Source organism: Sandaracinaceae bacterium (assembly GCA_016706685.1).
Taxonomy (GTDB): Bacteria; Myxococcota_A; Polyangia; order Polyangiales; family Houyiibacteriaceae; genus JADJJE01.
In genome coordinates this window covers 76,035-98,595 of the sequence record JADJJE010000001.1, presented here as the reverse complement: position 1 = coordinate 98,595, position 22,561 = coordinate 76,035, and the positions used below count along the sequence as shown (strand labels likewise).

17 protein-coding genes and 1 pseudogene are annotated in these 22,561 nt (G+C 69.8%); 5 read left to right on the top strand and 13 right to left on the bottom strand.

All coding sequences use genetic code 11. The features are described from left to right. Positions 1-34 precede the first annotated feature (34 nt). Positions 35-616: a DUF4202 domain-containing protein gene (locus IPI43_00415; protein ID MBK7772592.1), complete on the bottom strand. Its 582-nt coding sequence runs from the start codon at positions 614-616 to the stop codon at positions 35-37. Between the two features lie 95 nt (positions 617-711). On the opposite strand from IPI43_00415, the gene IPI43_00410 reads away from it, so the two are divergent. After that, positions 712-1,311 (top strand): TetR/AcrR family transcriptional regulator, encoded by a 600-nt coding sequence (locus IPI43_00410; protein MBK7772591.1) that lies wholly within the window; start codon positions 712-714, stop codon positions 1,309-1,311. Between the two features lie 38 nt (positions 1,312-1,349). On the opposite strand, the gene IPI43_00405 is transcribed toward IPI43_00410, so the two are convergent. Both IPI43_00405 and IPI43_00400 read right to left on the bottom strand, forming a co-directional pair. Then, positions 1,350-2,864: a PQQ-like beta-propeller repeat protein gene (locus IPI43_00405; protein ID MBK7772590.1), complete on the bottom strand. Its 1,515-nt coding sequence runs from the start codon at positions 2,862-2,864 to the stop codon at positions 1,350-1,352. A gap of 55 nt (positions 2,865-2,919) precedes the next feature. Further along, on the bottom strand, positions 2,920-3,966 hold the full coding sequence (locus IPI43_00400; protein ID MBK7772589.1) for a PQQ-binding-like beta-propeller repeat protein: 1,047 nt from the start codon (positions 3,964-3,966) through the stop codon (positions 2,920-2,922). A gap of 692 nt (positions 3,967-4,658) precedes the next feature. On the opposite strand from IPI43_00400, the gene IPI43_00395 reads away from it, so the two are divergent. After that, positions 4,659-5,837, top strand: a complete 1,179-nt coding sequence (locus IPI43_00395; protein ID MBK7772588.1) for an AAA family ATPase — start codon at positions 4,659-4,661, stop codon at positions 5,835-5,837. 74 nt (positions 5,838-5,911) lie between these two features. Here the strand turns inward: IPI43_00395 and IPI43_00390 are convergent, their stop codons facing one another. From IPI43_00390 to IPI43_00350, 9 genes and pseudogenes are all read right to left on the bottom strand, one after another. Then, positions 5,912-7,696: a DUF839 domain-containing protein gene (locus IPI43_00390; GenBank protein ID MBK7772587.1), complete on the bottom strand. Its 1,785-nt coding sequence runs from the start codon at positions 7,694-7,696 to the stop codon at positions 5,912-5,914. Between the two features lie 164 nt (positions 7,697-7,860). Beyond that, a complete protein-coding gene (locus IPI43_00385; protein MBK7772586.1) occupies positions 7,861-9,564 on the bottom strand; it encodes a hypothetical protein in 1,704 nt (567 codons plus the stop codon). A 72-nt stretch (positions 9,565-9,636) separates the two neighbouring features. Beyond that, positions 9,637-10,152 carry an N-acetyltransferase gene (locus tag IPI43_00380; GenBank protein MBK7772585.1) on the bottom strand — a complete coding sequence of 172 codons (516 nt, stop codon included), beginning with the start codon at positions 10,150-10,152 and terminating at the stop codon, positions 9,637-9,639. After that, positions 10,152-10,438, bottom strand: a pseudogene (locus tag IPI43_00375) (DUF1778 domain-containing protein). Before IPI43_00375 ends, IPI43_00380 begins: the two are co-directional and overlap by 1 nt. Positions 10,439-10,498: 60 nt before the next feature. Then, positions 10,499-11,017, bottom strand: a complete 519-nt coding sequence (locus IPI43_00370; GenBank protein MBK7772584.1) for a hypothetical protein — start codon at positions 11,015-11,017, stop codon at positions 10,499-10,501. Further along, on the bottom strand, positions 11,017-14,625 hold the full coding sequence (gene smc / locus IPI43_00365) for a chromosome segregation protein SMC (protein MBK7772583.1): 3,609 nt from the start codon (positions 14,623-14,625) through the stop codon (positions 11,017-11,019). The genes IPI43_00370 and smc overlap by 1 nt, the downstream gene beginning before the upstream one ends. Before the next feature lie 250 nt (positions 14,626-14,875). After that, positions 14,876-15,586, bottom strand: a complete 711-nt coding sequence (locus IPI43_00360; GenBank protein MBK7772582.1) for a hypothetical protein — start codon at positions 15,584-15,586, stop codon at positions 14,876-14,878. 36 nt (positions 15,587-15,622) lie between these two features. Further along, positions 15,623-16,375: a TonB family protein gene (locus IPI43_00355; protein MBK7772581.1), complete on the bottom strand. Its 753-nt coding sequence runs from the start codon at positions 16,373-16,375 to the stop codon at positions 15,623-15,625. A 977-nt stretch (positions 16,376-17,352) separates the two neighbouring features. Continuing rightward, complete coding sequence (locus tag IPI43_00350; protein MBK7772580.1) at positions 17,353-18,444, bottom strand: SIR2 family protein; 1,092 nt, start codon at positions 18,442-18,444, stop codon at positions 17,353-17,355. 205 nt (positions 18,445-18,649) lie between these two features. Between IPI43_00350 and IPI43_00345 the strand changes: the two genes are divergently transcribed. From IPI43_00345 to IPI43_00335, 3 genes are all read left to right on the top strand, one after another. Then, the gene (locus tag IPI43_00345; GenBank protein ID MBK7772579.1) at positions 18,650-19,006 is read left to right on the top strand and encodes a hypothetical protein; all 357 of its coding nucleotides are present in this window, start codon (positions 18,650-18,652) and stop codon (positions 19,004-19,006) included. Between the two features lie 181 nt (positions 19,007-19,187). Continuing rightward, positions 19,188-19,583, top strand: coding sequence for a hypothetical protein (locus IPI43_00340; GenBank protein ID MBK7772578.1), 396 nt, complete (start codon positions 19,188-19,190; stop codon positions 19,581-19,583). Positions 19,584-19,639: 56 nt separating this feature from the next. After that, positions 19,640-21,079: an FHA domain-containing protein gene (locus IPI43_00335; protein ID MBK7772577.1), complete on the top strand. Its 1,440-nt coding sequence runs from the start codon at positions 19,640-19,642 to the stop codon at positions 21,077-21,079. Positions 21,080-21,257: 178 nt separating this feature from the next. On the opposite strand, the gene IPI43_00330 is transcribed toward IPI43_00335, so the two are convergent. Continuing rightward, entirely contained in the window at positions 21,258-22,553 is a 1,296-nt protein-coding gene (locus IPI43_00330; protein ID MBK7772576.1) for a hypothetical protein, read from the bottom strand. Between the last annotated feature and the right edge of the window lie 8 nt (positions 22,554-22,561).

The window sequence follows — 22,561 nt, the reverse complement described above, 5'->3', positions numbered from 1 at the left end:
CAACCCGATGGCGGATTCGGTGGATGGGCTTGGCTCAGGCCAGCGCCTTCTGCACGACGGCGGTGACTCCGGGGTGGAGCGTGAGTGCCAGCGCCGCAGCGTGTCCGTCTTCGCTCATCTTGGCCCAAGTCTTCTGCACGATGTCGATGATCTTGGGCTCGGGGTGCTGGCCCGCGAACTCGAGCGCGTAGTGTTCCAGGAACACCAGACACGCCACGTCCTCGAGGGCCTGCGTCTCGTCGTCCTGACGCAGGCGCTTCTTCTGCACCAGGAACGCGCAGCGCTCGATCAGCGTGTCGTCTGCGCCGCACTCGCGCAGGATCGCGGCCAGCCGCTCTGCGTGCAGCCGCGCCTGGTCGCGCCGCCAGGTCAGGTAGCCCTCGCGTCCGTCCGGATAGTCCGTGCGCGGCGTCTTGAAGCGCCCGAGGTGCTGCGCGCGGCAGGCGATCTGGAGGGCCTCGCTGGCGTCCGGGCGAAACAGCGCGAGGCGCGCGCTCATGCGCACCCCATACAGCCATTCCTTCGGCTGGGGCTGGCCGTCCACGTCTTCGGTGGCCGGGTCCTCGTGGTTCGCGGCGTCGATCAGGCGGAACACGTGCGGGAGGTCGAGCGACATGTCGGCTCTATAGCAGCGGTTCCCGAGTGGATCCCGGTTGGCGCGGCGTCTACCGCATGGTAGAGAGCCACCGACCGAACGGTAGGTGTCCCCCCATGCTGGAAGTCCGCGACGAGATCCTGAAGGCCGCCACGCGCTTGTTCGCGGCGCACGGCTTCGATGGCACCTCGGTGCAGAGCATCGCGGAGGCCGTGGGCATCCGGAAGCCCAGCCTGCTCTACCACTTTCCCAGCAAGGACGAGCTGCGCCGCTGCGTGCTGGACCAGATGCTGGACCACTGGAACCAGGAGCTGCCGCGCCTGCTCTTGGCAGCCGCGCGGGAAGAGCGCTTCGAGAAGGTCATGGAGTCACTGGTTGGCTTCTTCCTCGAGGACCCGGACCGTGCGCGCTTGATCGTGCGTGAGTCGCTCGACCGCCCATCGGAAATGAACGAGCGCCTGGGCCGCTTCGTGCGCCCCTGGGTGGAGGTGGTGGCCGACCAGCTGGCGCGCGCGCGCGACAAGGGCCTGGTGCAGTCCAACATCGACCCGCAGGCCTATGCGGTGCAGGTCATCAACATGGTGGTGGGCGGCGTGGCCATCGTGGACAGCCTGGACGTGCTGCTGCCCAACGACCCGAAGCGCGGCACCACGCGCGAGCGCCACGTGCGGGAGCTGATCCGCATGGCGCGGTCCAGCTTGTACGTGCCGGGGTGAGCCATCGCTGGAGCGTGTCACGCCGGCGCCACGGGTAATCAGTCGCACCTGCAGGCAGCGTCGCACTCGAAGTCTTGGACGATTGCGTCGAGGACGATGCTCGGCGCCATGACCGTGCGCGCGGACGGCCGCCCCGCCTCCGCGCCACGTGCAACCACGGCGTGGACCTCGCTTGCGCACGGCAGCCCCGTCCGACGCTGCAGTTCCTCTTCGGGGACGCTCACGCGGAGCACGCCTGCGAGCGCGACGTGAGCGACGAAGCGTCCGCGCTCCCCGGTGCGCACGGTTCGGTCTCCCACCGCCACCAGGACGCCGCGGCGAGGGCGGCCGTTGACGCGCACGACACCCGTGACGCGCGTTCGTGGGGGAGCCTGCCGGGTGATCGCGTCGAAGGCGATGAAGCCGGCTTCTGCGTCCCGCGCGAGGACGAGGAGACGGGCCGACTCGTCCGCGCTAGCGGGAGGTCCCTCCACAGCCACCCAGCTGGGGCGTCCGTGGTAGCGCACCCTGTGGATGGGCTCGCCCACGCTCATGCGCTGGCGCGTTGCCCCGGTGCGAGCATCGAGCCACGTCACCAGGCCATTTGCGCCCGCAATGCCGAGGTGCCCGTTGGTGATGGCCGACAACCACCCCACTTCGTGTGACCGCCAGCGCGGGGTCAGCGTCCGTGGATCGACCGCTGACATGCCTGAGGCCGATGCCAGGACCAGCAGGTCTCCCACGAACCCGCCCGTCAACCGCTCGTCGCGGACCGTGGCTTCCGACTCGATGATCAGCGCGCCAGCCCGGACATCCACCACGTGCAGTACGGACCCGAGCACCACGGCCAGGTCGCCGCTCAACTGGACGCTGGTCACACCGTAGTCGGGCCGCAGCGCGACCCGCGACTGCTCCACCCCCGCGGCGCTGAACGTCACCACCTCCCAGTCCCATGTCAGCACGGTGGCGCGCCCGTCTGGCCCCAGCGCGAGGCGGCCACCCCCCACCGCGTGCCGTACGGGCACCGTGTAGAGCTCGCGTCCCGTCGCCGCGTCGAACACGCGCAGGCTGCCCTCGGGGTCCGCCCAGGCGACGTGGGTCTCGGTCACGAGCAGCGTCTCGGTCAGGAAGTAGTGAGAGGGGAGAGCCACGCGCCACAGCTCGCGTCCGCTCGGGAGGTCGAGCGCGACGAGCCCGACGTCGGCTCGAAAGGTCAGCAGTCGGTCGCCCGAGAGGTACGGCCGCATCGTCAGCTCCCAGCTCCGCGACACGGAGCGTCTCGTGTCGGCAGGGAGGATCATGCCCATGGTGCGCAACACTTCCTGCCCGTCGGCCGTTCGCAGTACGAGCAGCTCCTGGTGACTCATGTCGCGATCCCGCTCGAGGACGATCCAACGCGCGTTCGCCGTGGCCAAGCGGAACTCGCTCTCGCCCGGCGCGTGGGGGAGCACGCGATAGCGCTCCGTCTGGGCCTCGACGCGTGGGGCCAGCGTCATCCACGCGGAGACCGCCGCGAGGCAGAGGCAGGTGGAAGACCTTGCGACGGAACGGGGGCGCGGGAGCGTCAGGCTCATCGCGGGGCGTACGCGCGCACGGCTGCGCTCTATTCCGAGGCGCTCATCGAGGAGGTCAGCGGCAGTCGCACTCCCCGCACCATCCGACAGGGGTCGCTGTCAGGTTCAGGTCGACCGCTTCCGAGGTCATGGTGCCGTCGTTGTCGAAGTACTGTTGTGTGCTGCCCGCCTCCAGGCACGGTCGCCGGGGTGCCATCTCCGCGAGAGCGCCCTCGTCTGCGTTGAACCTGAGGTGACCGGGGACGCGTGACTCCAGCCGAAAGCGCCCTTGGCGGTCGGTGAGGCCCGTCGCAGAGCCGAGCTGCACTTCGACGCCGCGCGCTGGGCGGCCGTTCACCCGGAGCCGCCCCGTGACGACCAGCGTGTGCTGTGCTGGCGCGCCCGCGTCTCGTCCGAACGCGAGCAGGTCCGGTCCCACGCAGACGAAGAGCTCGGGGTCCTCGCCCGCTGCGTACACCATGGAGCCCCACACGCCCGAATAGCTCCAGAGGCTCGCGCCCGAGGCAGGGTCCAACACGTGCAGCTCTCCCCGCTCCGTGTCGCAGAACACGAGCTCACCGTGGCGAATGAGCTCGCTCGTGCGGTGGAGTCGGAGGTCCGTGCGCTGCCAGCGTGCCGGTGCGCCGGTCACGCGCTCGAGGGCGACCACGGATCCGTCAGGCGCACGCACGATGGCCACGCCCTGGGCCAGCACCGCGGACGGCTGGGTGCTGGGAGGCAGCTCCTGCGACGCGGCCCAGCGGATGGCGCCCGAGTCCGGGTCGAGCTCCCACACGCCGGTCGCGCCGCTCACGAGCACCCCGGCTTCGTTGGCGTCCAGCGCCCGCCCGGAACGGTAGGCGACGGGCAGCGACACGCTCCAACGGACGCTCCCGTTTGCAGCGTCCAGCGCGAAGAGCGTGGTCGAAGCAGCATCGTCGCTGACCCACGAGAACGCGAGCACGAGACCCCTCACCGCGGCGCGGACTTCCAACCAGCCCGTTGGGAGCTGCTGCGTCCATAGCGTGCTGCCCGTGGCGATGTCGACGCGTGCCAGCGATCCCGTGCCGGTGTGAGACCACCCCGGTCCGACCGAGAACAGCCCCGCGCCCGCGTCGAGCACAGCTAGGGTGATCCTCGCAGCATCGCGACTCCAGGCCCGCTCGCCGAGAACGGTGTACGCGCTGTGAACCGCGTGGCTCGCCGGCGCGACCTCCGTCAAGAGCAACAGCTCGCCCATCGCGCGGGGTCGAGGTCCCCAACCGTCGTGCCAATTTCGGTGGAGCCTCGCGTCAGCCCAGGGGAGGGCTTGCTCCAGCAACCCGCTCGTCGGGCTCAAGGCTTCCAGGTTGTTCCACGGATGGCGGCGATACACCACGAGCTGTGTCCCGACCCGCGCGACGGGGGCGGCGCTGGGGAGCCGCCAGCGCAGCGCCAAGTGGCTGACCGGGCGCGCCGGCGGCGTTGGCGGCGTCGGCGGCACCGGTGGGTTGGGGGCCGGCTCTTCGGTGTCAGTCGCGGCGGCGGCGGACACCGAAGGCTCTCCCCCAGCAGGCAGTGACACCGGTCGTGCGGGAGTGGGCGCGGGACCGCACGCGCAGAGCAGCGCTAGGGCGAACCCCAGTGGGCGCCCTCGGCGCACTCCGCACGTACGAAAGAGCCTGTTCACTTCGCTTCGCCTCATCTACACGGTCGTCCTTCGTGTCTCGCGAGCCCGGCAACAACCTCGCCCGGTGGGGGCTACATTCCGGGCTAGCCCATCAGGGTACCCACTGCCAAGCGTGGTCCGTCACACGGGCGGCGTATCGTCCCGGGATGCTCCACACGCTGGCCATCTCCAACTACCGCTCCATCCTCGAGCTCGTCGTGGGGCTCGGCGCGCTGAACGTGGTCTCGGGGCCCAACGGCGCCGGCAAGTCCAACCTGTACCGCGCGCTGCGGCTGCTGGCGCAGACGGCGTCCGGCGGCGGCGTGGTGGGCGCGCTGGCGCGGGAGGGGGGCCTCGACTCGTCGTTCTGGGCGGGGCCCGAGGTGGTCTCTGCCGGCATGAAGACGGGTGCCGTGCCGGTGGAGAGGGCGGTGCGCCAGAAGGTGCAGCGCTTGCGGCTGGGCTTCGCGGGCGACGACTTCGGGTACAGCATCTCGCTGGGGCTGCCGCCGCAGGGGCCGGGGGACTCGTCTTGGTTCGGGCGCGATCCCGAGATCAAGCGCGAGTGCATCTGGGCCGGGCCCTACTACCGGCGCGCGGCCGCGCTGGTGGACCGTGAGGGGCCCATCGTGAAGCACCGCCAGGGGCGCACGTGGGCCGTGGTGCCCGAGCCCGTGCCCACGTACGACAGCCTGTTCGCGCACGTGGCCGACCCGAGCGCCACGCCCGAGGTCTTCCACCTGCGTGATCGCATCCAGCGCTTCCGCTTCTATGACCACTTCCGCACGGACCGCGGGGCCCCGGCGCGTCAGCCGCAGCTAGGCACCCGCACTCCGGTCATGCACCACGACGGACGCGACGTCGCGGCGGCCCTGCGCACCATCGAGGAGGTGGGCGACGTGGACGCCCTGCGCGACACCATCGGCGACGCGTTCCCGGGCGCGGTGCTGCGGGCCGACACGCTGGGGGACGGGCTCTTCGGGCTCTCGTTCACGCAGCACGGCCTCTTGCGGGCGCTGTCCGGCGCCGAGCTCAGCGACGGAACGCTGCGCTACATCTTGTGGGTGGTGGCCCTGCTCACCCCGCGCCCGCCCGAGGTCATGGTGCTGAACGAGCCCGAGACCAGCCTGCACCCGGACCTCATCCCTGCGCTCGGGCGCCTCATCCGGCGCGCGGCGGAGCGCTCGCAGCTCTGGGTCATCACGCACTCGGCGGCCCTCATGCACGCCCTCGATCAAGCGGAAGACGTTCGCCACATCGCGCTCCAGAAGACGCTGGGCCAGACCGAGGTGGTGGGCCAGCGCCTGCTGGACATGCCCGCGTGGTACTGGCCCGACGCGGCATGACGGACGCGCGAAGGCCGCGTGGTCGTCCTCGACGCTCACCACGCGGCCTCGCTTCGTGCTTCAGCTGCTGCGGTTCACTCGCCGCGCGGGTTGTAGATCCAGAGCATGTTGTTGGCGTGGTTGGACGTGTCCTCACCGATCAGCACGCGCCCGTCGTTCAGCACGGTGACGTTGTCGGGCTGCGCGATGCCGTCCACGTCGCAGCGGTCCGGCATGGCCGCGGAGTCGTACGCGCCGCCCACCACCACGGGGTCCATGCGGATCACGTCGTAGGTGGCGGTCAGGCCGATGCGGTAGACGATGCCGCAGCGGTTCGTCGTGATGCGGATGTCACCCACGTTGTCGGTCATGGCGCCGGTCACGTCGGCCATCGCCACGTACATGAACGGGACCGCGCCCGACGCCGCGCCGGCGTAGTTGATGTTGATGCCCTCCATCTTGTTGAACTCCACCGAGGCGCCCACGGCGCCAGCCGCGCGCAGCGTCTCGAGGAAGGCCACGCGGTCGTCGGGCGCGGTGCCGGCGGCCCAGGCGGCCACCTCGGCGTCGGTGATGTAGCTGGTCTGGCCGGCCATGAAGTCGCCCGCGTCGATACCGTCGTACTCGCGGATCCAGGCCTCGATCTCCGCGTTGGTGGCGTGACCCAGGCGAATCCACTCGATGTCGAAGCCGGCGCGCGCCGAGTCACGCGTGGCGTCCTGCCAGACGCGCGCCGCGTACAGCGTGCCCGCGCTCAGGTCGCCGGCCACGTCGGCCACGAACTTGAAGAAGCCCTTGTTGCTGCCGTCATCGGTCAGGTAGACGGTGCGGCGGTCGGGCATGACGATGGGATTCTCGTGCGCCACGCGGCCCATGGCGAAGTGCTTCACCGGCACGGGCGTCGCCGACGTCGGCGCCGTGATCTCCACGATGTATCCGTAGTCGTAGGGGTTGGGGAACGTGCCGCCCAGGTACTGCTGGATGCGCTGCACGTCGGCGTAGTTCGGGTAGCCGCTGCTGTAGCTGGCGTCGTTCCAGCGCACCGTGTTCTCGGCCTCGTAGTTCTCTTCGGAGGTGAGCGGCGTGCCCCAGGGCGAGACGCTGCCGAAGCAGTTGATGATGGTGCCGTTCACGTCGCTGAAGTCCACGTTGATGGCGTTGCTCACGGTCCACGAGCCGTCCGTCTCACGCGTGACGGCCAGGCGCGTCATGCCGCCCGGGCGGTCTTCCCACGCCGTGAAGAGGTACCCCTCCGTGCCATCGAAGTTGGTGGGGACGAAGCCGTTGAAGTCGGGGTCGTTGCTCTGGATGATGCCCGCGGTCCCGTCTGCGCTCGGGATGTTGCCGAAGCCGAAGGGCAGGGCGCCGGCGAACGTGTCCCCGTGGCGGCCGAGCACCTGGTAGGTGCCGAGGGCCACCTGCGTGGTCTGCGCAAATGCCGAGGTGGCATCGGGCACCGGCAGGGACTCCATGCGCGGGTCCAGGTGGTCGATGTCCACGCCCACCCACGCGCCCACGGCCGCATTGGCCTCGGCGCCGGGGAGCGAGCTCGAGGGGTGCTGGATGTTGAAGAAGAAGTCTCCGTTGTCGGTCTTCTCCATGCCCGTCAGCTCCGCGCCGAGCGGGGTGGTGGCGAGGCGGATGAGCCGGGGGGCGGCCGTGAGGTTCTGGCCGTCATCGCCATCTTCACCGTCGGTGCCGTTGGTGCCGTTGGTGCCGTTCTGACCCGGCTGACCGTTCTGACCCGGGTCGCCGTCCATCCCATCCATGCCATCGGTACCGTTGGTACCGTTGCTGCCGTTCATGCCGTCCACACCGTCTGCCGCGCAGCCGGCGAGCAGCGCCAGCAGCGACACGGTCAGGATCTTGTTTCGCTTCATGTCTTCACTCCTCCGAAGTTGGATGCCGACTCACTCGGCGTCGGGAGGAGGGATACGAGCGCTTCGTGACAGCCAACGGGCGGGGCTTCGACACTCTGGTGCACGCCCGGCAACATCGCGTGACGCGTGGAGCCCGCTGCGAGCCGCACGCGGTCACGTGCACGTCACTCGGCGGCGCCGAGCGCGGCGGTCCAGTCCAGCCGGATGTCCCAGCCGAAGAAGCGCCGCTCCTCCTCGAGTGGCACGCTGGTGTCGTCCACGGTCCGAAGCACGTTCGTGACGGGGGCGATGCTGGCGTCGCGGCCCACGATGAAGCTCTGGTGACGAACGATGTGCACGTAGGCCTTGTCGAGGTCGAGCGCGCGCCGGCGCGAGGGCGTGACCAGCGTGTAGACGTCGGGCGCGGCGGCAACGGCGGCGGTGTTCACCTGCCCCGCGGCGTCGAAGAAGCGCTGCAGCATCTCGAGGTTCTCGCGGAACTCGCTGCCGCCGCCGGCGCGCGCCAGGTAGTTGGCGATCTCTCCCCCCGGCTCCGCGATCGACGGCGCGTCGGGCATGCCCACCAGGTCCACGTAGCGCCAGCCAGGGCCCCCGGTGACCTTGCGCCCCATCGAGAACACGCTGTCGAGCGTGGTGGCGATGGAGGTGTGGCAGCCCATGCAGTAGTTGGTCTCCTCGTGGGACTGCGGGCGCAGCTCGCCCTCGTAGTCCTCGATGAAGCCCTGCACGAACCACCCGAGGCCGTTGTCGAGGCCCTCGTCACCGCGCCGGATGTAGCTCGGCAGCTCCCCCAGCAGCTTCTCGCGGCGCTCGGCGGCGTAGCGGTTCGCGATCTCGCTGCGGTCCAACACGCTCACCTTCCGCATGTAGCGGAGCTCCTTCATGCGGGGCGAGGCCACCACGCGCCCGCCGTCGTCCACATCGAGGTAGCGCACCGAGTGCATCAGCTCGGTGCCCGCGGGGAACTGCTGGAACGCTAGGGCAACGTCGCTCGCGTCCCCTGCGTAGTGCGTGGCGAGCGCGACCTCGGTGGCGGTCGCGAGCCTGCCGTCGCCGTCCACGTCGAACCCGAGCGCGGCCTCGTCCACCGGCCAGATGGGCGCGCGCTCGAGGCGCTTGAGGTTCAGCTCCACCAGCGTGAGGTTCACGTAGTAGAGGTCGCGCTGGAACTGCCCGTCCTTCTCACGGAACTCGCGCGGGAGGCGGATGACCACGTCGTCGGCAGAGCCGTTGGTGGGCCAGAACGTGCCCGGGAAGGGCTTGTAGTTGAAGGCCACCCACTGGCTGCCATCCCGCGCGAGCCCGCGCTCGTCGAACGCCGCGGCGCCGTCTGCAAAGGCCGCGAGGTCCGGCACGAAGCCGTCGAAGCCCTGCTCCCGGAGCCGGCCCGCGAGCGACGTGTAGTTGTCTTTGCCCACGTAGGCGAGGATGGCCTCGTCGCTCACGGCAGCGACCCACGCGCGGCGGTCCTCGAAGAGGTTCTCCCAGTGGTTCTCTGCCCCCACCTCGGAGAAGCCGTACTCGCCCTGCAGGTTGCCGTCATCCAGCTGGTTGAGCCGGTCCTGCGCGCTGCGGTCGTACACCTGGTGGCACGTGTAGCAAGGGTTGTGCTGCCCCTCGGTGCGCGTGTAGCACTGCGGCGGCACGGAGGCCTCGAGGTTGAGCATCCGCGCGTCGGTGACCGTGCGGCGCTCGCTCGGCGGCACCTCGGGGAGCACACTCGTTGGGGTTGCTGCAGCCGTGGGCGCCACGGGCTGGGTTGCTCTCTCCCGACTCCCCCGCGTGGAGGCATAGAGAGAGCCCGTGGTGACCAGGCCCACGCCCAGGATCACGAGGATGGTCGAGCGATGACGAGACGCGAGTGCCATGCCGCGAACCATGGGACAGATGCCGGGGACGTCCGCGACGACCTCGTGACAAGGCCGTGCCAACTCGCGGCGTCACGCCAGGAGCGTGCGGCGAGCGTCCTTCATCAAGAGCAGGAGGTGCAGCTCGTCGGACGGGCTCGGCATCAGCTCCGGCACCAGGTGCAGGTAGAACTCCCGCGCCTGCTGGCTCTCGGCGTGGATGAGCAGGCCGCGACACCCGATGGCGTCACTGAGGCTCACGAGGCGCGCGATGCTGTCGGCGAGCAGGCCCGCCCCGAGTCCGCGCCCTTCGTGGTCGACGTGAACTCCGAGTCGAGCCAGCAACGCGACCGGTTGCGGATACCGGCCAGCTCCCTGCCGCGCTCGCGCAGGCGTGTCCTGCAGCGCGAGGCTCGCCATGCACCAGGCGTAGTAGGCGAGCACGTCCTCCGACTCGTGGTCCGTGACCACGAACACGCGCGTCGAATTCGCGCTCGTGGACTGTCGTGCGCGCTGCTTCAGCCAATGGGTCTGCTCTTCGGAGCGACACACGTAGCGTTCCGTGCGATGGGACGCGCTCAGCGGGGCAGGAGAGCGATAGCGCACCATCAGTCGGAGAACGGGGAAGGGCGCTGCATGAGCCGGCGCAGGCCCGGGAGGTCCTTGGCGGCGCGCCGGTTGACGCGCTCCCACTCCGCGCGCGCCTCTTCGGACAGCACGAACTGATTGCGGTCAGCCAGCACCTCGCGTGCCGCGCTGACAACCTCTCGCACCACGAAGCTGGAGACGTCGGTGCCGAGCGCGTACACCGCCCGGTCGATGAGCTCGCGCGCTCTTCGTCGGTGGTGCGCACTTCGAGGCGTCGAGTGCGCGCGCGTGTTGGTGGCGTCGTCATCAGGGCTGTACGGCAAATGTACGGCACCAGGGCGGCGATGTCCACCGGGGGCGGAGTGCGCTACCCGTGGCGCGCGCGGTGCTCGTCGGTGAGCGTGGTGCACACCTCTAGGAACGCCGCCCGCGCGGGGCCGTTGGCGCCCAGGATGCGCGACTGCACCAGCACACCCTCCTCGATGGAGCCCACCACCTTCTGCGGCACGCGGCTGCGCGACGCCGCAAACATGGTGGTCAGCAAGCTGCGCACCGTGGCTGCCCAGAACCCGCCGCCCAGGATCACCGTGGTGGACGCCAGGTGGTGCGCCTGCATCACGTCGAGCGCCTCGGCCGCCACCATGAGCGCGTCGGTCTGGGGGATGAGCGTGGACGGGAACACCACGTTGAACGTCGCGATCCCCTGCGGATGCGCCCGGTACCACCCGTCGTGGATCCGCTTCAGCTCGCGCATCTGCTCCGCTGTCCCGCGCTTCCACATCATCGTGATCATCACGTTCGCAAACGTGGCCGCCGTCCAGTCCGACGTGGACTCCCGGATGACGAGCGCGGAGTCCTTGCTGGCGTACGGGTGGCTGGGCGACATCAGGCCACAGCCGCTGCCGGAATCTCGACCGACCCGCTCCGCTCGCCGCGCAGCTCCACGGCCACCAGCTTCGAGATACCCGCCTGCTCCATGGTCACGCCGTAGAGCACGTCGGTGTACTCCATGGTGCGCTTGCTATGCGTGATGACGATGAACTGCGAGCGCGCCGTCATCTGCCGGATGGCCTGCGCGAAGCGGCTGATGTTGGCTTCGTCGAGCGGGGCGTCCACCTCGTCCAGGATGCAGAAGGGGCTGGGCTTGTACTGGAAGATGGCGAAGATGAGGGCCACCGCGGTGAGGGCCTTCTCGCCGCCGCTCATGAGCTCGAGCGAGCCGAGACGCTTGCCCGGGGGCTGCGCGATGATGTCCACGCCGGACTCGAGGATGTTGTCCGGGTCCGTGAGCTTCAGCTCCGCCTTGCCGCCGCGGAACATCTCCGGGTAGATGCGCTTGAAGCGCTCGTTGATGGCCAAGAACGCCTCCTTGAACATCTCGCGGCTCTGCTTGTTCATCTGCCGGATGGCGCGCTCCAGCTGGCTGAGCGCGTCCTCGAGGTCTGCGCGCTGGCCCGCCATGTACTGGAAGCGGCCGTTCTTCTCCTCGAACTCCTCGATGGCCATGAGGTTGATCTCGCCCATGCGCGAGATGAGCTTCTGCAGCTCGTCGATGCGCAGCAGCATGGTGGCGTCCGGCAGCTCACGCGCGTGGTAGTCCGTGAGGATCTTCGGCAGGTTGATCTCGTGGCGCTCCATGACGCTCTCGAGCAGGTGGCCGATGGCCAGCTCCAGCTCGCGGCGGCGGATCTTGAGCTCGTTCACGGACGAACCCACGGCCTCGATCTGGGCCCGCAGCTCCTTGAGCTCGACCTCGTAGTAGCCCATCTCGTCTTGCGCCGCGTCGTAGCGCACGCGCACCTCGGACAGCACCTCCTGCGCGCGCATGGCCAGCTCGCTGCTGATGCTCACGCCCTCGAGCGCGGTCATGAGCAGGCCCATGACGCGGCCCTGGTTGCTCGCGGCCGCCAGGATCTCGGCGCGCAGGCGCTCTTCGCGGTGCGTCAGCTCCGTGAGCCCACGCTCCACGCGGTCGAGGGCGTTGCGGTCACCCTCGGCGCGCTCCTTGGCCTGGGCAGCACGCACGCGCACCTCGGTTACGCGCGAGGACTGCTCCTCCACCGCGTAGCGGCGGTCTTCCAGCACGTTGGCCTGCGCCGAGAAGGCCTGGTCGGCCTCGAGCTCGGTCTCGCGGGCGCTCTCGATTTCGCGCTGCGACTCGCGCTCTTCGTCTTCGGCCTGCTCGAGGTTGTAGGACAGGTCCTCCACCTCGCCGGCCACGTCTTCGTTGCGGCGCATGGAGCGCGCGCTCTGGTCCTCGATGTTGCGGAGGTCCTTCTCGATGGAGACGATGGCGATCTCGGCGTCGTGCGCCTCGGTGCGCGCAGAGTCGATTTCCGCCTGGCGCTGCGCGATGGCGCTGCGCAGCTCGCCCTGACGGGCGACGCGGGCCTCCCAGCGCTGGTCGAGGTCCCGCACCTCCACCTCCAGCTGACGCATCTCGCGCTTCATGGAGAGCATGTGCGCGCCGGAGTCGTCTTCCGCGCCGCCGATGATGGTGCCGTCGGCCTCGATGCGCTCGCCGTCCAGCGTGACCAGCAGGCCGTGCTCCGGGTTCTGGCGGTGCAGCGCGATGGCCTCGTCGAAGCTGGCCATCACCGTGACGTCGCCCAGCAGGTGCTCGATGAGCGCGCGGTCTTCTTCGGCGAAGCGCAGCTGGTCCGAGAGGCGCCCGACCACGCCGCTGCCTTGTGCCACACCCGCGCTGTGGCCGCTGCGGCGGGGGGTGCGCGGCACCAGCGCGGCGCGGCCCTTGCCGGCATCACGCAAGAAGCCAATGGCCGAGAGCCCGGCGTCCACGCCCTCCACCACGATGTGCTGGAGCTTGTCGCCCAGGGCGGCGGCCAGCGCGCGCGTGAACTGCTCGGGGGCTTCCACGCGGTCGGCTACCAGGCCCAGCACGCCTCGCGCGGCGCGCTCTTCGTCGTTCTCGGCGAAGCGCGTCATCAACGCGCGCACGCCGGCGCCCACACCCTCGAAGCGCTGCTGCAGCTCCTGGAGCGAGCGCAGCCGTGAGCGCTTGGTGGTGAGCTCTTCGCGCAGGCGGTCCACGTCGGCGTCGCAGACCAGACGCTCTTCACGCAGGGCCACGAGCTCCTCTTCCACCTGCTGCTTCCGCTCGGCGGTCTGCATGCGCCCGCTGCGCAGGCCGTCCAGGCGCGCTTCCAGCTCGGAGCGCTGCTGCGCCAGCTCCATCACGCGGCCGGCCAGGTCATCGCGCTCGTCACGCAGCTTGGTGAGGCGCGTGTGGGCCTCGTTCTTGCGGCGCTGGAAGCCGGCGCTCACGGCCTCGGCACGGGCGATGCGCGTCTGCGCGTCGGTCACTCGGGCGCGGGCGTTGTTGACCGCGCGCTCGGCCTCCTCCACGGCGGTGCGACGGCGCAGCAGCTCGTCGGTCTCGATCTCGAGAACGGAGGACGCCTCTTCCTCGGCGGACTCGGCCTCTTCGAGGGCGCGCACCAGGTGGTCGCGCTCGCCCGCCAAGCCATCGCGCTGCTGCGTCACCTCGCTGAGGTCTCGCTCGGCAGTGGCTTCGCGCTCGCGGTAGCTCTCCAGCCGGTCGCGCTGCTGCTTGATGTCGCCCTCGAGGGCACGCACCTCGTTGTCCAGGCGGTACGACTCGCGCTGGGCCTCTTCCACCTCGGACGACACCAACTGCAGCTCGGCGCGGCGGGCCTCGATCTCGGCCTCACGCACGCGCAGTGAGTTGCGCACTTCGTCGGCCGTGTCGCTGGCGGTGGTCAGGCTGTGGGCCACCACCTTCTGCTCGCCGAACAGCTCCAGGTAGCGGAACGAGGCCACGTGCAGCTCGAGGTCGCGCTGCTCGGCGCGGTAGCTCTTGTAACGCTCGGCCTTTTGGGCTTGGCGCTCGAGCGACTTCAGGTTGCGCTCCAGCTCACCGATGATGTCGGAAACACGCAGCAGGTTCTGCCGCGTGGCGTCCATCTTGCGTTCGGCCGCCTGCTTGCGGATCTTGAACTTGGTGATGCCCGCCGCCTCTTCGATGATGGCGCGCCGGTCTGCGGGCTTGCTGGAGACGATGTAGCCGATGCGCCCCTGCTCGATGATCGAGTAAGCGCGGCGACCCACGCCGGTGCCCAGGAAGAGGTTGGTGATGTCCATCAGGCGCACGGCGGCGCCATTGATGCGGTAGTCGCTCTTGCCCGAGCGATCGAGGCGCCGGGTGACCTTGATCTCGGCGTACTCGCGGTACTCCGCCGGAGCCAGGCCGTCGTCGTTGGCGAAGGTGAGCGACACCTCGGCGAACCCATGGGGGCCGCGGCTCTCACAGCCATTGAAGATGACGTCGTCCATGGCCTTGCCACGCAGGCGGGAGGCGGACTGCTCGCCCTGCACCCACTTGATGGCGTCCACCACGTTGGACTTGCCGCACCCGTTGGGCCCGACGATGCCGGTGACGTCATGGTCGAAATTGATGACCGTGCGGTCAACAAACGACTTGAACCCCACGATTTCGAGCTTCTTGATCTTCACGGGCTGCTCCGAGGGACCCCCGAACCCACGGGAAGTGGGCCCGTCTGCGATGACACGAAACCGCCTCCGGGCCAGTGCCGGAGCGCCCCGTATCGTGTGGGATCCAGTGGCGGAGTACCATCGGGGGATCATGTTTGCAACCTTGATCCTCCACGACGAGTAGTGGCAATCGTGACCACCACTAGATGTTGTGGGTATGGGCGGTCGCCTCCACTTGGCTCGGATGAGACGGGCGATCGTTTCGATCGGCTCAGGGGGCCGTGGCGGCGGCGTCGCAGATGGGGAACACGCCCGCGACGTCCACCAGGATGTCCACCTCGCCGCGGCTCATGCCCAGCGCGCCCACGTCGCTGCGCTCCCCCGTCACGATGCGCAGCGTTACCGCCTCGGCCTGCGCCGTGAACGGCACCACGCGTTGCCGCCAGCTACCGGGCGCCGAGAACTCGTACGGGCTGATGTCAGCTCCGGTCATGCTCAGCGTCACCGTGCTTCCGGCGGCCGGCGACATGGCGCTCAGCACCAGCGCATAGCGCTGGCCCACGCGGAGCGAGAGCGGGTACTCCACCTCGGTGTTGTCTTGCGCCCGCACCTGGCCAGCACGGCGCGGCTTCAGGATGCCGTGCTGGTCCCCGTAGGCGGCGTTGTCGGGCACGTGATCGAGGCCCAGGTTGCCGCGCCCGATGAGCAGGTCGCCATGCGGTGAGCGCCAGCCCCGCACGGAGGCGTAGCTGTTGTAGAGCATCTCGCCCGGCAGCACCGGCTCTTCGAAGCCGAGGTTCGGCAGGTCGAGCGGGTCGCACAGGCTGAGCCCGGTCTCGGTGGCCGCAGCATCGCGCGCCTGCTGGGTGGTCTCACCCGAGTTGTAGCGAATGAGCCCGCCGCAGGCCGTGGCGAGCACGAGGACCAGCAGCAGCGCGAGGTTCGGGGAGACGCGGGGGGCCGAGCGGCGGAGATGGAGCATGGGCCGCAGGGTAGCAGGTCGGGATACCGCGTCGGCTCAATCGCGCAGCGTGAGATGGAAGGGGAAGTGCACCGCGGTCACGGCCTCCGCAGCGGGATAGGACCAGCGCCGGACCGCGTTCGCCACGCACGACGCGAGCGTCGCGTCGCCCGTGGCGTTCTCGCTGACCGAGGCGCTGGCGACGCTGCCCGACGGCGTGATCAGGAACGCGACGACCACGCGGCCGCTCGCCTCGGGTTGCCGGTTCAGCAGCTGCTCGTAGCAGTGCAGGATCTGCGCCTGGTTGCGTGTCACCACGCGGCGAACGATGGCGGAGTCGAGCGGCCCCTGCACCGTGGGCGCACCCAACCGGACGCGGTCGGGGGCCCCAGCGGGGTGGCGCATGCCGGGCATCGGCCCTCCGCCGACCCCCACCTGACCCATGCGGGGCGCGCGGTCTCCCGGTGCTCCCGCGAGCTCTCGATCCACGCGCGATGCGGCGTCCACGAAGCGCACCAGGAACACGCGATGCCGCACGGTGGGCGCCGGGCTGAGGGTCAGCGGCAACGCGGCGTCCACCACCGCCTCCGGGGCGAAGTACAAGAGGGCACGGTCGGCCTCCGCGAGCGCGACGGGCGCGCGACCCGCGGCGACGGGCCCCTGCCGCGTGGCCTCGCCGAAGTAGGCCGGCGCCCAGGCGTCCACGAACGCGTCGGCTTCCGCTTCCGTGAGCCCACGGCGCACGGCCTCGTCGTGCAGCATCGCGCGTGCGGTCTCGGGCAGCGTCGGCGCCATCCCATCGTTCGGCATCGCGTAGTCGGGCCCTTTCCAGCAGGTGGATGCTGGGCTGCCCGTCCGAGCGCAGGACCAGCATGACGATGCCATCGACCCCGACGTCGGTTTGCCGCACGACTTCCCAGCCCGGGTCGACGCTCGCTTGGGAGCCGTCTGCGGGCGCCGCCCGTGGACGGAGCGCCAACGGCATGGTCGACCCGTCGGTGCCTTCGCCACGATAGAAGAGGAGCGGTGTCTGTTGCCCTCCCACGGTGAGGCACGTGTCGTCGTCGCCGTGGTAGCGCGGGATCTCGGCCGCCTCGCAGAAGCCGTCGCGCACGTCGCGGCAAGCGGCGTCGGCGGGTGTCGGCGCGGCCGCGGGCGATGCGCAGGGGCCACTCTCGGCGTGCACGTTCCAGGTGAGCGCGGCCTCGGTGGCCGTCGCGGGCGGCCAGTGCTCGAGCAGGCGAGTGGCGGACAGAGCCAGTGAGAGCGTGACGTCCACGGGGGGCGCGCCGCTCGGCACATGGAGGTAGATGACGGGCTTGCCCGTGGCGCCGGGGCGGAGTTGGCCGAGACCGTCCTGTTGGTGAGGGGGCGCATCTCGGATCCGTTCGAGCGTGTCGGCGGCCGGGTCGGTGAGCGCCTCGAGCAGACGCTGGTTCGCCTCCCGTAGCGCGCGTCCCCGGTCGTTGGTGGCGGCCTCGGCGCCCCGTGTGACAGCCGTGCCCATGGCGGCCGAAGCGCTGCCCGCCTCGACACCGATGAGCCCCCACTCGTGGAGCGCATAGCCAGTGCGTGGCGGCGCTTCGGGCGGTGGGCGGGTGGCTCGCTCCGCTCCGGGCTCAGGCACCGCCGGCGGAACAGGCGGGGCAGGCGCAACGGGCGCCGCAGGGCCGTCTTGGCCGCACCCGGCAAGGAATACGAGCATGGCGAGGCGCGGCAGAGCGGGATGCGCGGTCATCTCGAGAGCATCGCACGAAGCGCGCGCGCTCGGACAACGGCCGCCGCGCTCAGACCCACCAGCGCCCGATGACCGTGCTCCACATCTCGTCCCAGCTCTCGAACAGCACGGGGCGGATGCCCGCCGGGCCCGTCATCAGGTGCCGTGTCTTCGGGTCGGGCCCGTCCACGCGCAGCGACAGCACGAACGTGCGAGGACGGTCGGAGACCCGCACGCGGCAGAGGTTGCGCATGCGCTGGTGCAGGGCCCACCAGAGGTCCGTCTCGGCGCGGTCGAGGCTGGTGCCCACGAACACCAGGTCGCTCTGCAGGAACAGGTCGAGCGACGAGAGCGGCGCGCCGCCCGGGTCGAACGGCTGGATGGCGCGGCGCTCTTCAATCCAGCGCGTGGCCACCCGCGGCGTCCACTTGCCCTCGCCCGGCGTGGGCGGCCACTTGCGCTCGGCGGCCTTGGCGCGGTCCCACAGCTCCTTCAGGCGCGACATGCTGCGGCCGTAGGCGCGCGTCCCGAGCACGATCTGCTTGGGCCGCGACGCACAGCCGTGCAGCTGCCAGACACGCCCGCTGCGCGCACCATGCGTCCAGGTGGCGCTGGGCACGGTGAGCGCGTCCTTCGCCTCGGAGCTGCGGGGCTCCTGCACCTCCGCACCCGCAGCGGCCAGCGCCAGCTGCACGGTGCGGTCGATGTTCAGGTTCACCACGTCGCGGTAGCCCTCGACCAGCTTGGCCCCCAGGCCCGCCAGCTGCGTCTCGTCGAACGGCAGCACGGCCAGCCGCGCACCCAGCGCGCGCAGGGCGTCTGCCTCGGAGTCGTGCACGGCGCTCTGCAGCCCGCTCTTGCGCGCCGCCGCGTCGCGCTTCTGGGTGGAGATGCGGATGATCAGGCTCTCCCAGGTGGCCGCGGGGTCCTCGTGGCGCAGGACCGGGATCTCGTAGTCCTCGGCGATGCGGCTGAGCAGCCCGTTCCAGTCGGTGAACAGCTTCCACAGCGCGCCGGTGGGGTCGGAGGCCGTGTTGGGCAGGTGCGCTCGCAGGTGGTGGTGGAAGCCGGCGCCCATCACCAACACGGTGCGCCGGTCACCCGCGGCGAAGCGGCGGTCGAGGGTGTCGGCCAGGAGGTCGAACGTCTCTGCGGTGCTCATGAAGTCCGAACCTTATCGCTTTCGGTGCCGCGTGGTGGTGATCGAAGCGACGGTGCACGACACTGATGCTGGCATGCGACGGACAGGCGATGTGTGTGGTGGGTTTGGTGTTGTTGGTAATTTGGTGTGTGGGTGGTGGCGGGGGTGGCCCCAGGGTCGTTCATTCGCACAGCCGCCGGAGGTCGTTCGAACGCCGGGAGGCCTCGTGCTCCGCGGGTCCGAGCGTGCGTGGTCGCTCGCGCCGTGGGTGGGCACGGTGCCCGGCGCCCAGGCTCCGCAGATGGCCTTGTTGGTGGCGCAGCGCGACGGTCGGGTGCTGGTCGCCGTTCGCTGCTTGCCGGCGGCCTCGGCGCGCTGCCCCACCTGGGTCGGGGTCTTCGACACGGGCGGCCGGCTGCTGCACGGGCGCTTCACGTCCCCCCAGCTCCCCATCGTGAGCGAGAGCGCCTTCGGGGTGGCCATCGACACGGGCGGCGAAGTGGAGGTGCGTGAGTGGGCCACCGGCGAGGTCATCACGCGCTTCAGCATCGAATTTGGACACCGCCATCGGCAACCCGGATGACGGCAAATACAAAATTAGGTATGAAAGCAGGGCGCGTGCCGCACGCGCGCACGCACGAGTGGGCAAGACCGCTGGCAGCCCGAGCGTGGATCGTGGGCCGCATCCACCCGCAAACTCGCCTGCCATCAGCCGTCAAGATCTATGTGCTGACCCCCAGTCCGGCGCCACGCGCTGCCGTCGAATGGTCTCCGGACCGCTACACGAGGCCCACCAAGGCGACCTGTCGCTGCTCATTCAGCACCTGTGCCAGACCTTCTCGCGACCCGTGGGCCGTTTGCGCGGCGCCGTGCGCATCGACGGGGCTGCGGGGTCGCGGTTGCGCATCATCGTGGGTGACCAGACCGTCACGACCGACCGCGCGGGGTGGTTCAGCGCCGACTTCGGGGCGGTGGGGAACGTGCGGGTGCGGCTCGACACGAACCACGCGTCGGGGGTGGGTCGAAGACGCTGCTTCATGACGCGCGATGAGCGCGTGGAGCTCCCCGAGGACGGCCGGGAGGCGCACGTGCTCGTGGACATCGAGACCTTTCGCCCGCTGTGCCGCAGCGGGGGCTGCGATGTGGTCGACTGCGAGTGAGGGCGGTTGCGGGCTGGTGGTGTGCGCGTGCGTGAGTTCAGGCACCCTCTGCTGACGTGACCCACGCGAAGCGATCCGAGACGCCCGTGTCGTTCGACGTCTACGACGGAGAGCAGCTCGTCCATCGCGCCGTCTTCGCGCAAACCCAGGTGACCATCGGCAAAGGTGCCAAGGTCGACCTGTGCCTCGAGGACGCGACCCTCTCGCGGATACACGCCGTGGTGGAGATCGACGGACCGGTTGGGGGCCAGGTGATCGACCTCGCATCGGCTCTGGGCACCTACCTGAACCAGCAGAAGGTCGTCCGGGCGCGTCTGCGCTCGGGTGACGAGGTCACGGTGGGGCGCTTTCGCATCGTCGTGGCCTTCGGGGAAGACGTGGGCGAGGTCGGCGACGTCCTCGCCACGGCGCCTGCGCGCGCGATGCCCCCCGCTCCGGAACCGGCCGCCTCGCCGCCGCCCGAAGCGCTCGATCCGCAGCCAGACCCCGAACCCGTGCGGGTCACGGGCCTCTGCATCGTGCGGCCGGGCACCGCGCTGGTGGTGCGCTCCCGTCGCACGGGCGAGCTGCGTGCCGTGCGCACCCGCGGGCACGTGCTGGCTTGGCCTGGGTTGCACACGGCGATCGAGCTGGACCTCACCTCGTTCACGGTGCTCGCCGCCGCGAGCGGGGTGGGCGCGGCTCTCAGCGCAGATGGCCTGCGCGTGGACGTGACGCTGCGCCTGACGCTGCGCCCCCGCTGCGATGACGCCGTCGTCCGGGAGCAGGTGATGGCGTTCGGGGTGCCTCCACGCCCAAGCCTGGTGGCGACCTGCCTCGTCGAGGTGCTCTCCCCGGCGTTGGCCGCTGCGCTGGCCCAGGTGCCGCATGCGGCCCTGCGCGCCTCGTTTGCGTTGCCGCTGCCTGCCACGAGCGTGCGCGGCTACGACCTCGAGCGCGTGGACGTGCTGCACGTGGGCGGGGCGGTGCCCGACCCGGCGGGGGGCTATCGGGGCGGCGCGCACGACCTCGAAGCGGTGCGCTTCGAGGGCAGCCCCGTGCTGCGGTCTCCTGAACCGCTTCAGCCGGTCACGAAGCCGCGCCGTAAGATCGCCCCGTCCGCGATCACCTGGGCCGAGGCGGACACCTCGCAGCGCGTGGTGATTGGTTGGTTCATCCTGATTGCGGGCTTGCCCGTGGCCGCGCTCATGGCGGCGGCGCGCCAAACCGGGATTGAGTGGGTGAGCACCACGCTCTTCTTGCTGGCGCTGTTCGGGCTCATCAACGCGCTGATTCACTTGCGGAGCGTGTGGACCATTCCCCCCGCGGTTCTTGCTGTGGCCTCCTGCGTCGGCGCGGCGAACATCCTGGCCGGGGAGGTCGCGCCCCTCAGCGGAGGCGGGGACCACACCAGCTTCTCATCCGTTGCGACGAACGCCCTCGTCGCCTGCGGGTTCTGGTTCGCGGCCGTGCTGATGTTCGCCCGCAACCCGAAGGCTGACCATCGCCGGCCATGAAGGCTTGGATGTGTGGAGTCGGACCAAGAGGCGCCCTCGAGCGCGGGCGATCGGGTTGGGCGAGAGCTCTCGAGACATGCTCGGCTTCTCCAAGTTCCGCCTGGTGGGCACGCACGCCGCGTAGTCGGCACCGCCGGGCGTCAGTCGGCGCTGACGAGCCTGCGGAGCCACTGACAGACTACCATTGGTCGAGCTCGAGCAGCGACTCGTGCTCCGGGAAGACTTGCCGCCTGACGTCGGCGGAACAGTCCTCGTAGCGAAAGTTCATGACGTCCTGTCGACCAGGTTCTGTTTCGCACTCGCCGCCGTAGGCGACTGTAACCTCGCTGCGAGTGAGCCGCCCCTCGCTGTCGAACGAGCGTGTCAACTGGCGTGTGCGGCAGCCATCCACTTCGCGTTCCGACACGAGTCGCCCCGCCGCGTCGAACTCCCCGACGATATCAACGTCGACCTCACCGTTGTACTCGAACACGACGCGTCTCGCTGTTCCATCGGGAGTCCGATCGACACGAAGAAGCGACGAATAGTCGCCGAAGTGCTCGAGGATCTGGAGCGCCCGTCCCTCTTGCGTTCGAGCCACTTCCGCGAGGAGTCGACCGTTGCAGTCCTCGATTCGGAGGAAGGTCGGCGGCGAGGATGTCGACACGCGACAACCATGCTCTGTCTCTTCCCGGCTGCGCCCCTCTCCGAGGGGCGTTCGGGTACGCCGACTATCCCGTGCGCCGGGGGTCCCGTTGCTGTTGTAGGTCCTGTAGAACTCGACTTCATCTGCGAGGGCGTCGACGCGCTCGACATAGATCGTTCCATATGGAAGGAACGTGCGAACCTCCATGCCCCCGTCGTTCGATCGGACACGCTGCTCCAGCTCCAGGAACGTGGCGGGCCCATCGGCGCGACGTTCGACCAGGATCACGCGCTCATCATCGATGGGCTCCCTTCGCGAGACGTAGACGACACGGCCGTCCCGCCAGCTCCGTGTCGAGGCGTGCAAGCCGTCATCGAGTTCGATCGTCTCGCGTAGGGCACGAGGGCGCCCTACGCGTTGTCGGTGACAATCGTCGCCGTCCACCACCAGCCGACTGACCCAGTGTTCATCTGCGAAGATTTCGTCGGGCTGACCGACCCCGAGCTCTCCCGGCGCGCTCGATAGGGCCACGTCATGAATAAGGACCAGACTCGCATCGCGGCGCCGCGCGTACCACTCTCGACGGACGCGACGTTGCGGGCCTTCACGACGCATGAACACGAGCTCGCCGCCTTCATCGAAGCGCCACTCACCCGTGGTCGTGTCACCTCTCTCGAAGTGCACGGCGCATCCGGTCACGCACTCTCCGTTTCGTCGCCCGAATGGGCAGGATCCGTCCGGCAGGTCGGTTGAAACCTCTTCGGCCGTAATCTCGGGGTGACACTGGAGAGGCTGACGCGCGATGATTTCTGCCGGGTCGACGGGTGCGGCGAACGGGTCCGGGGGCACGTAGCGCC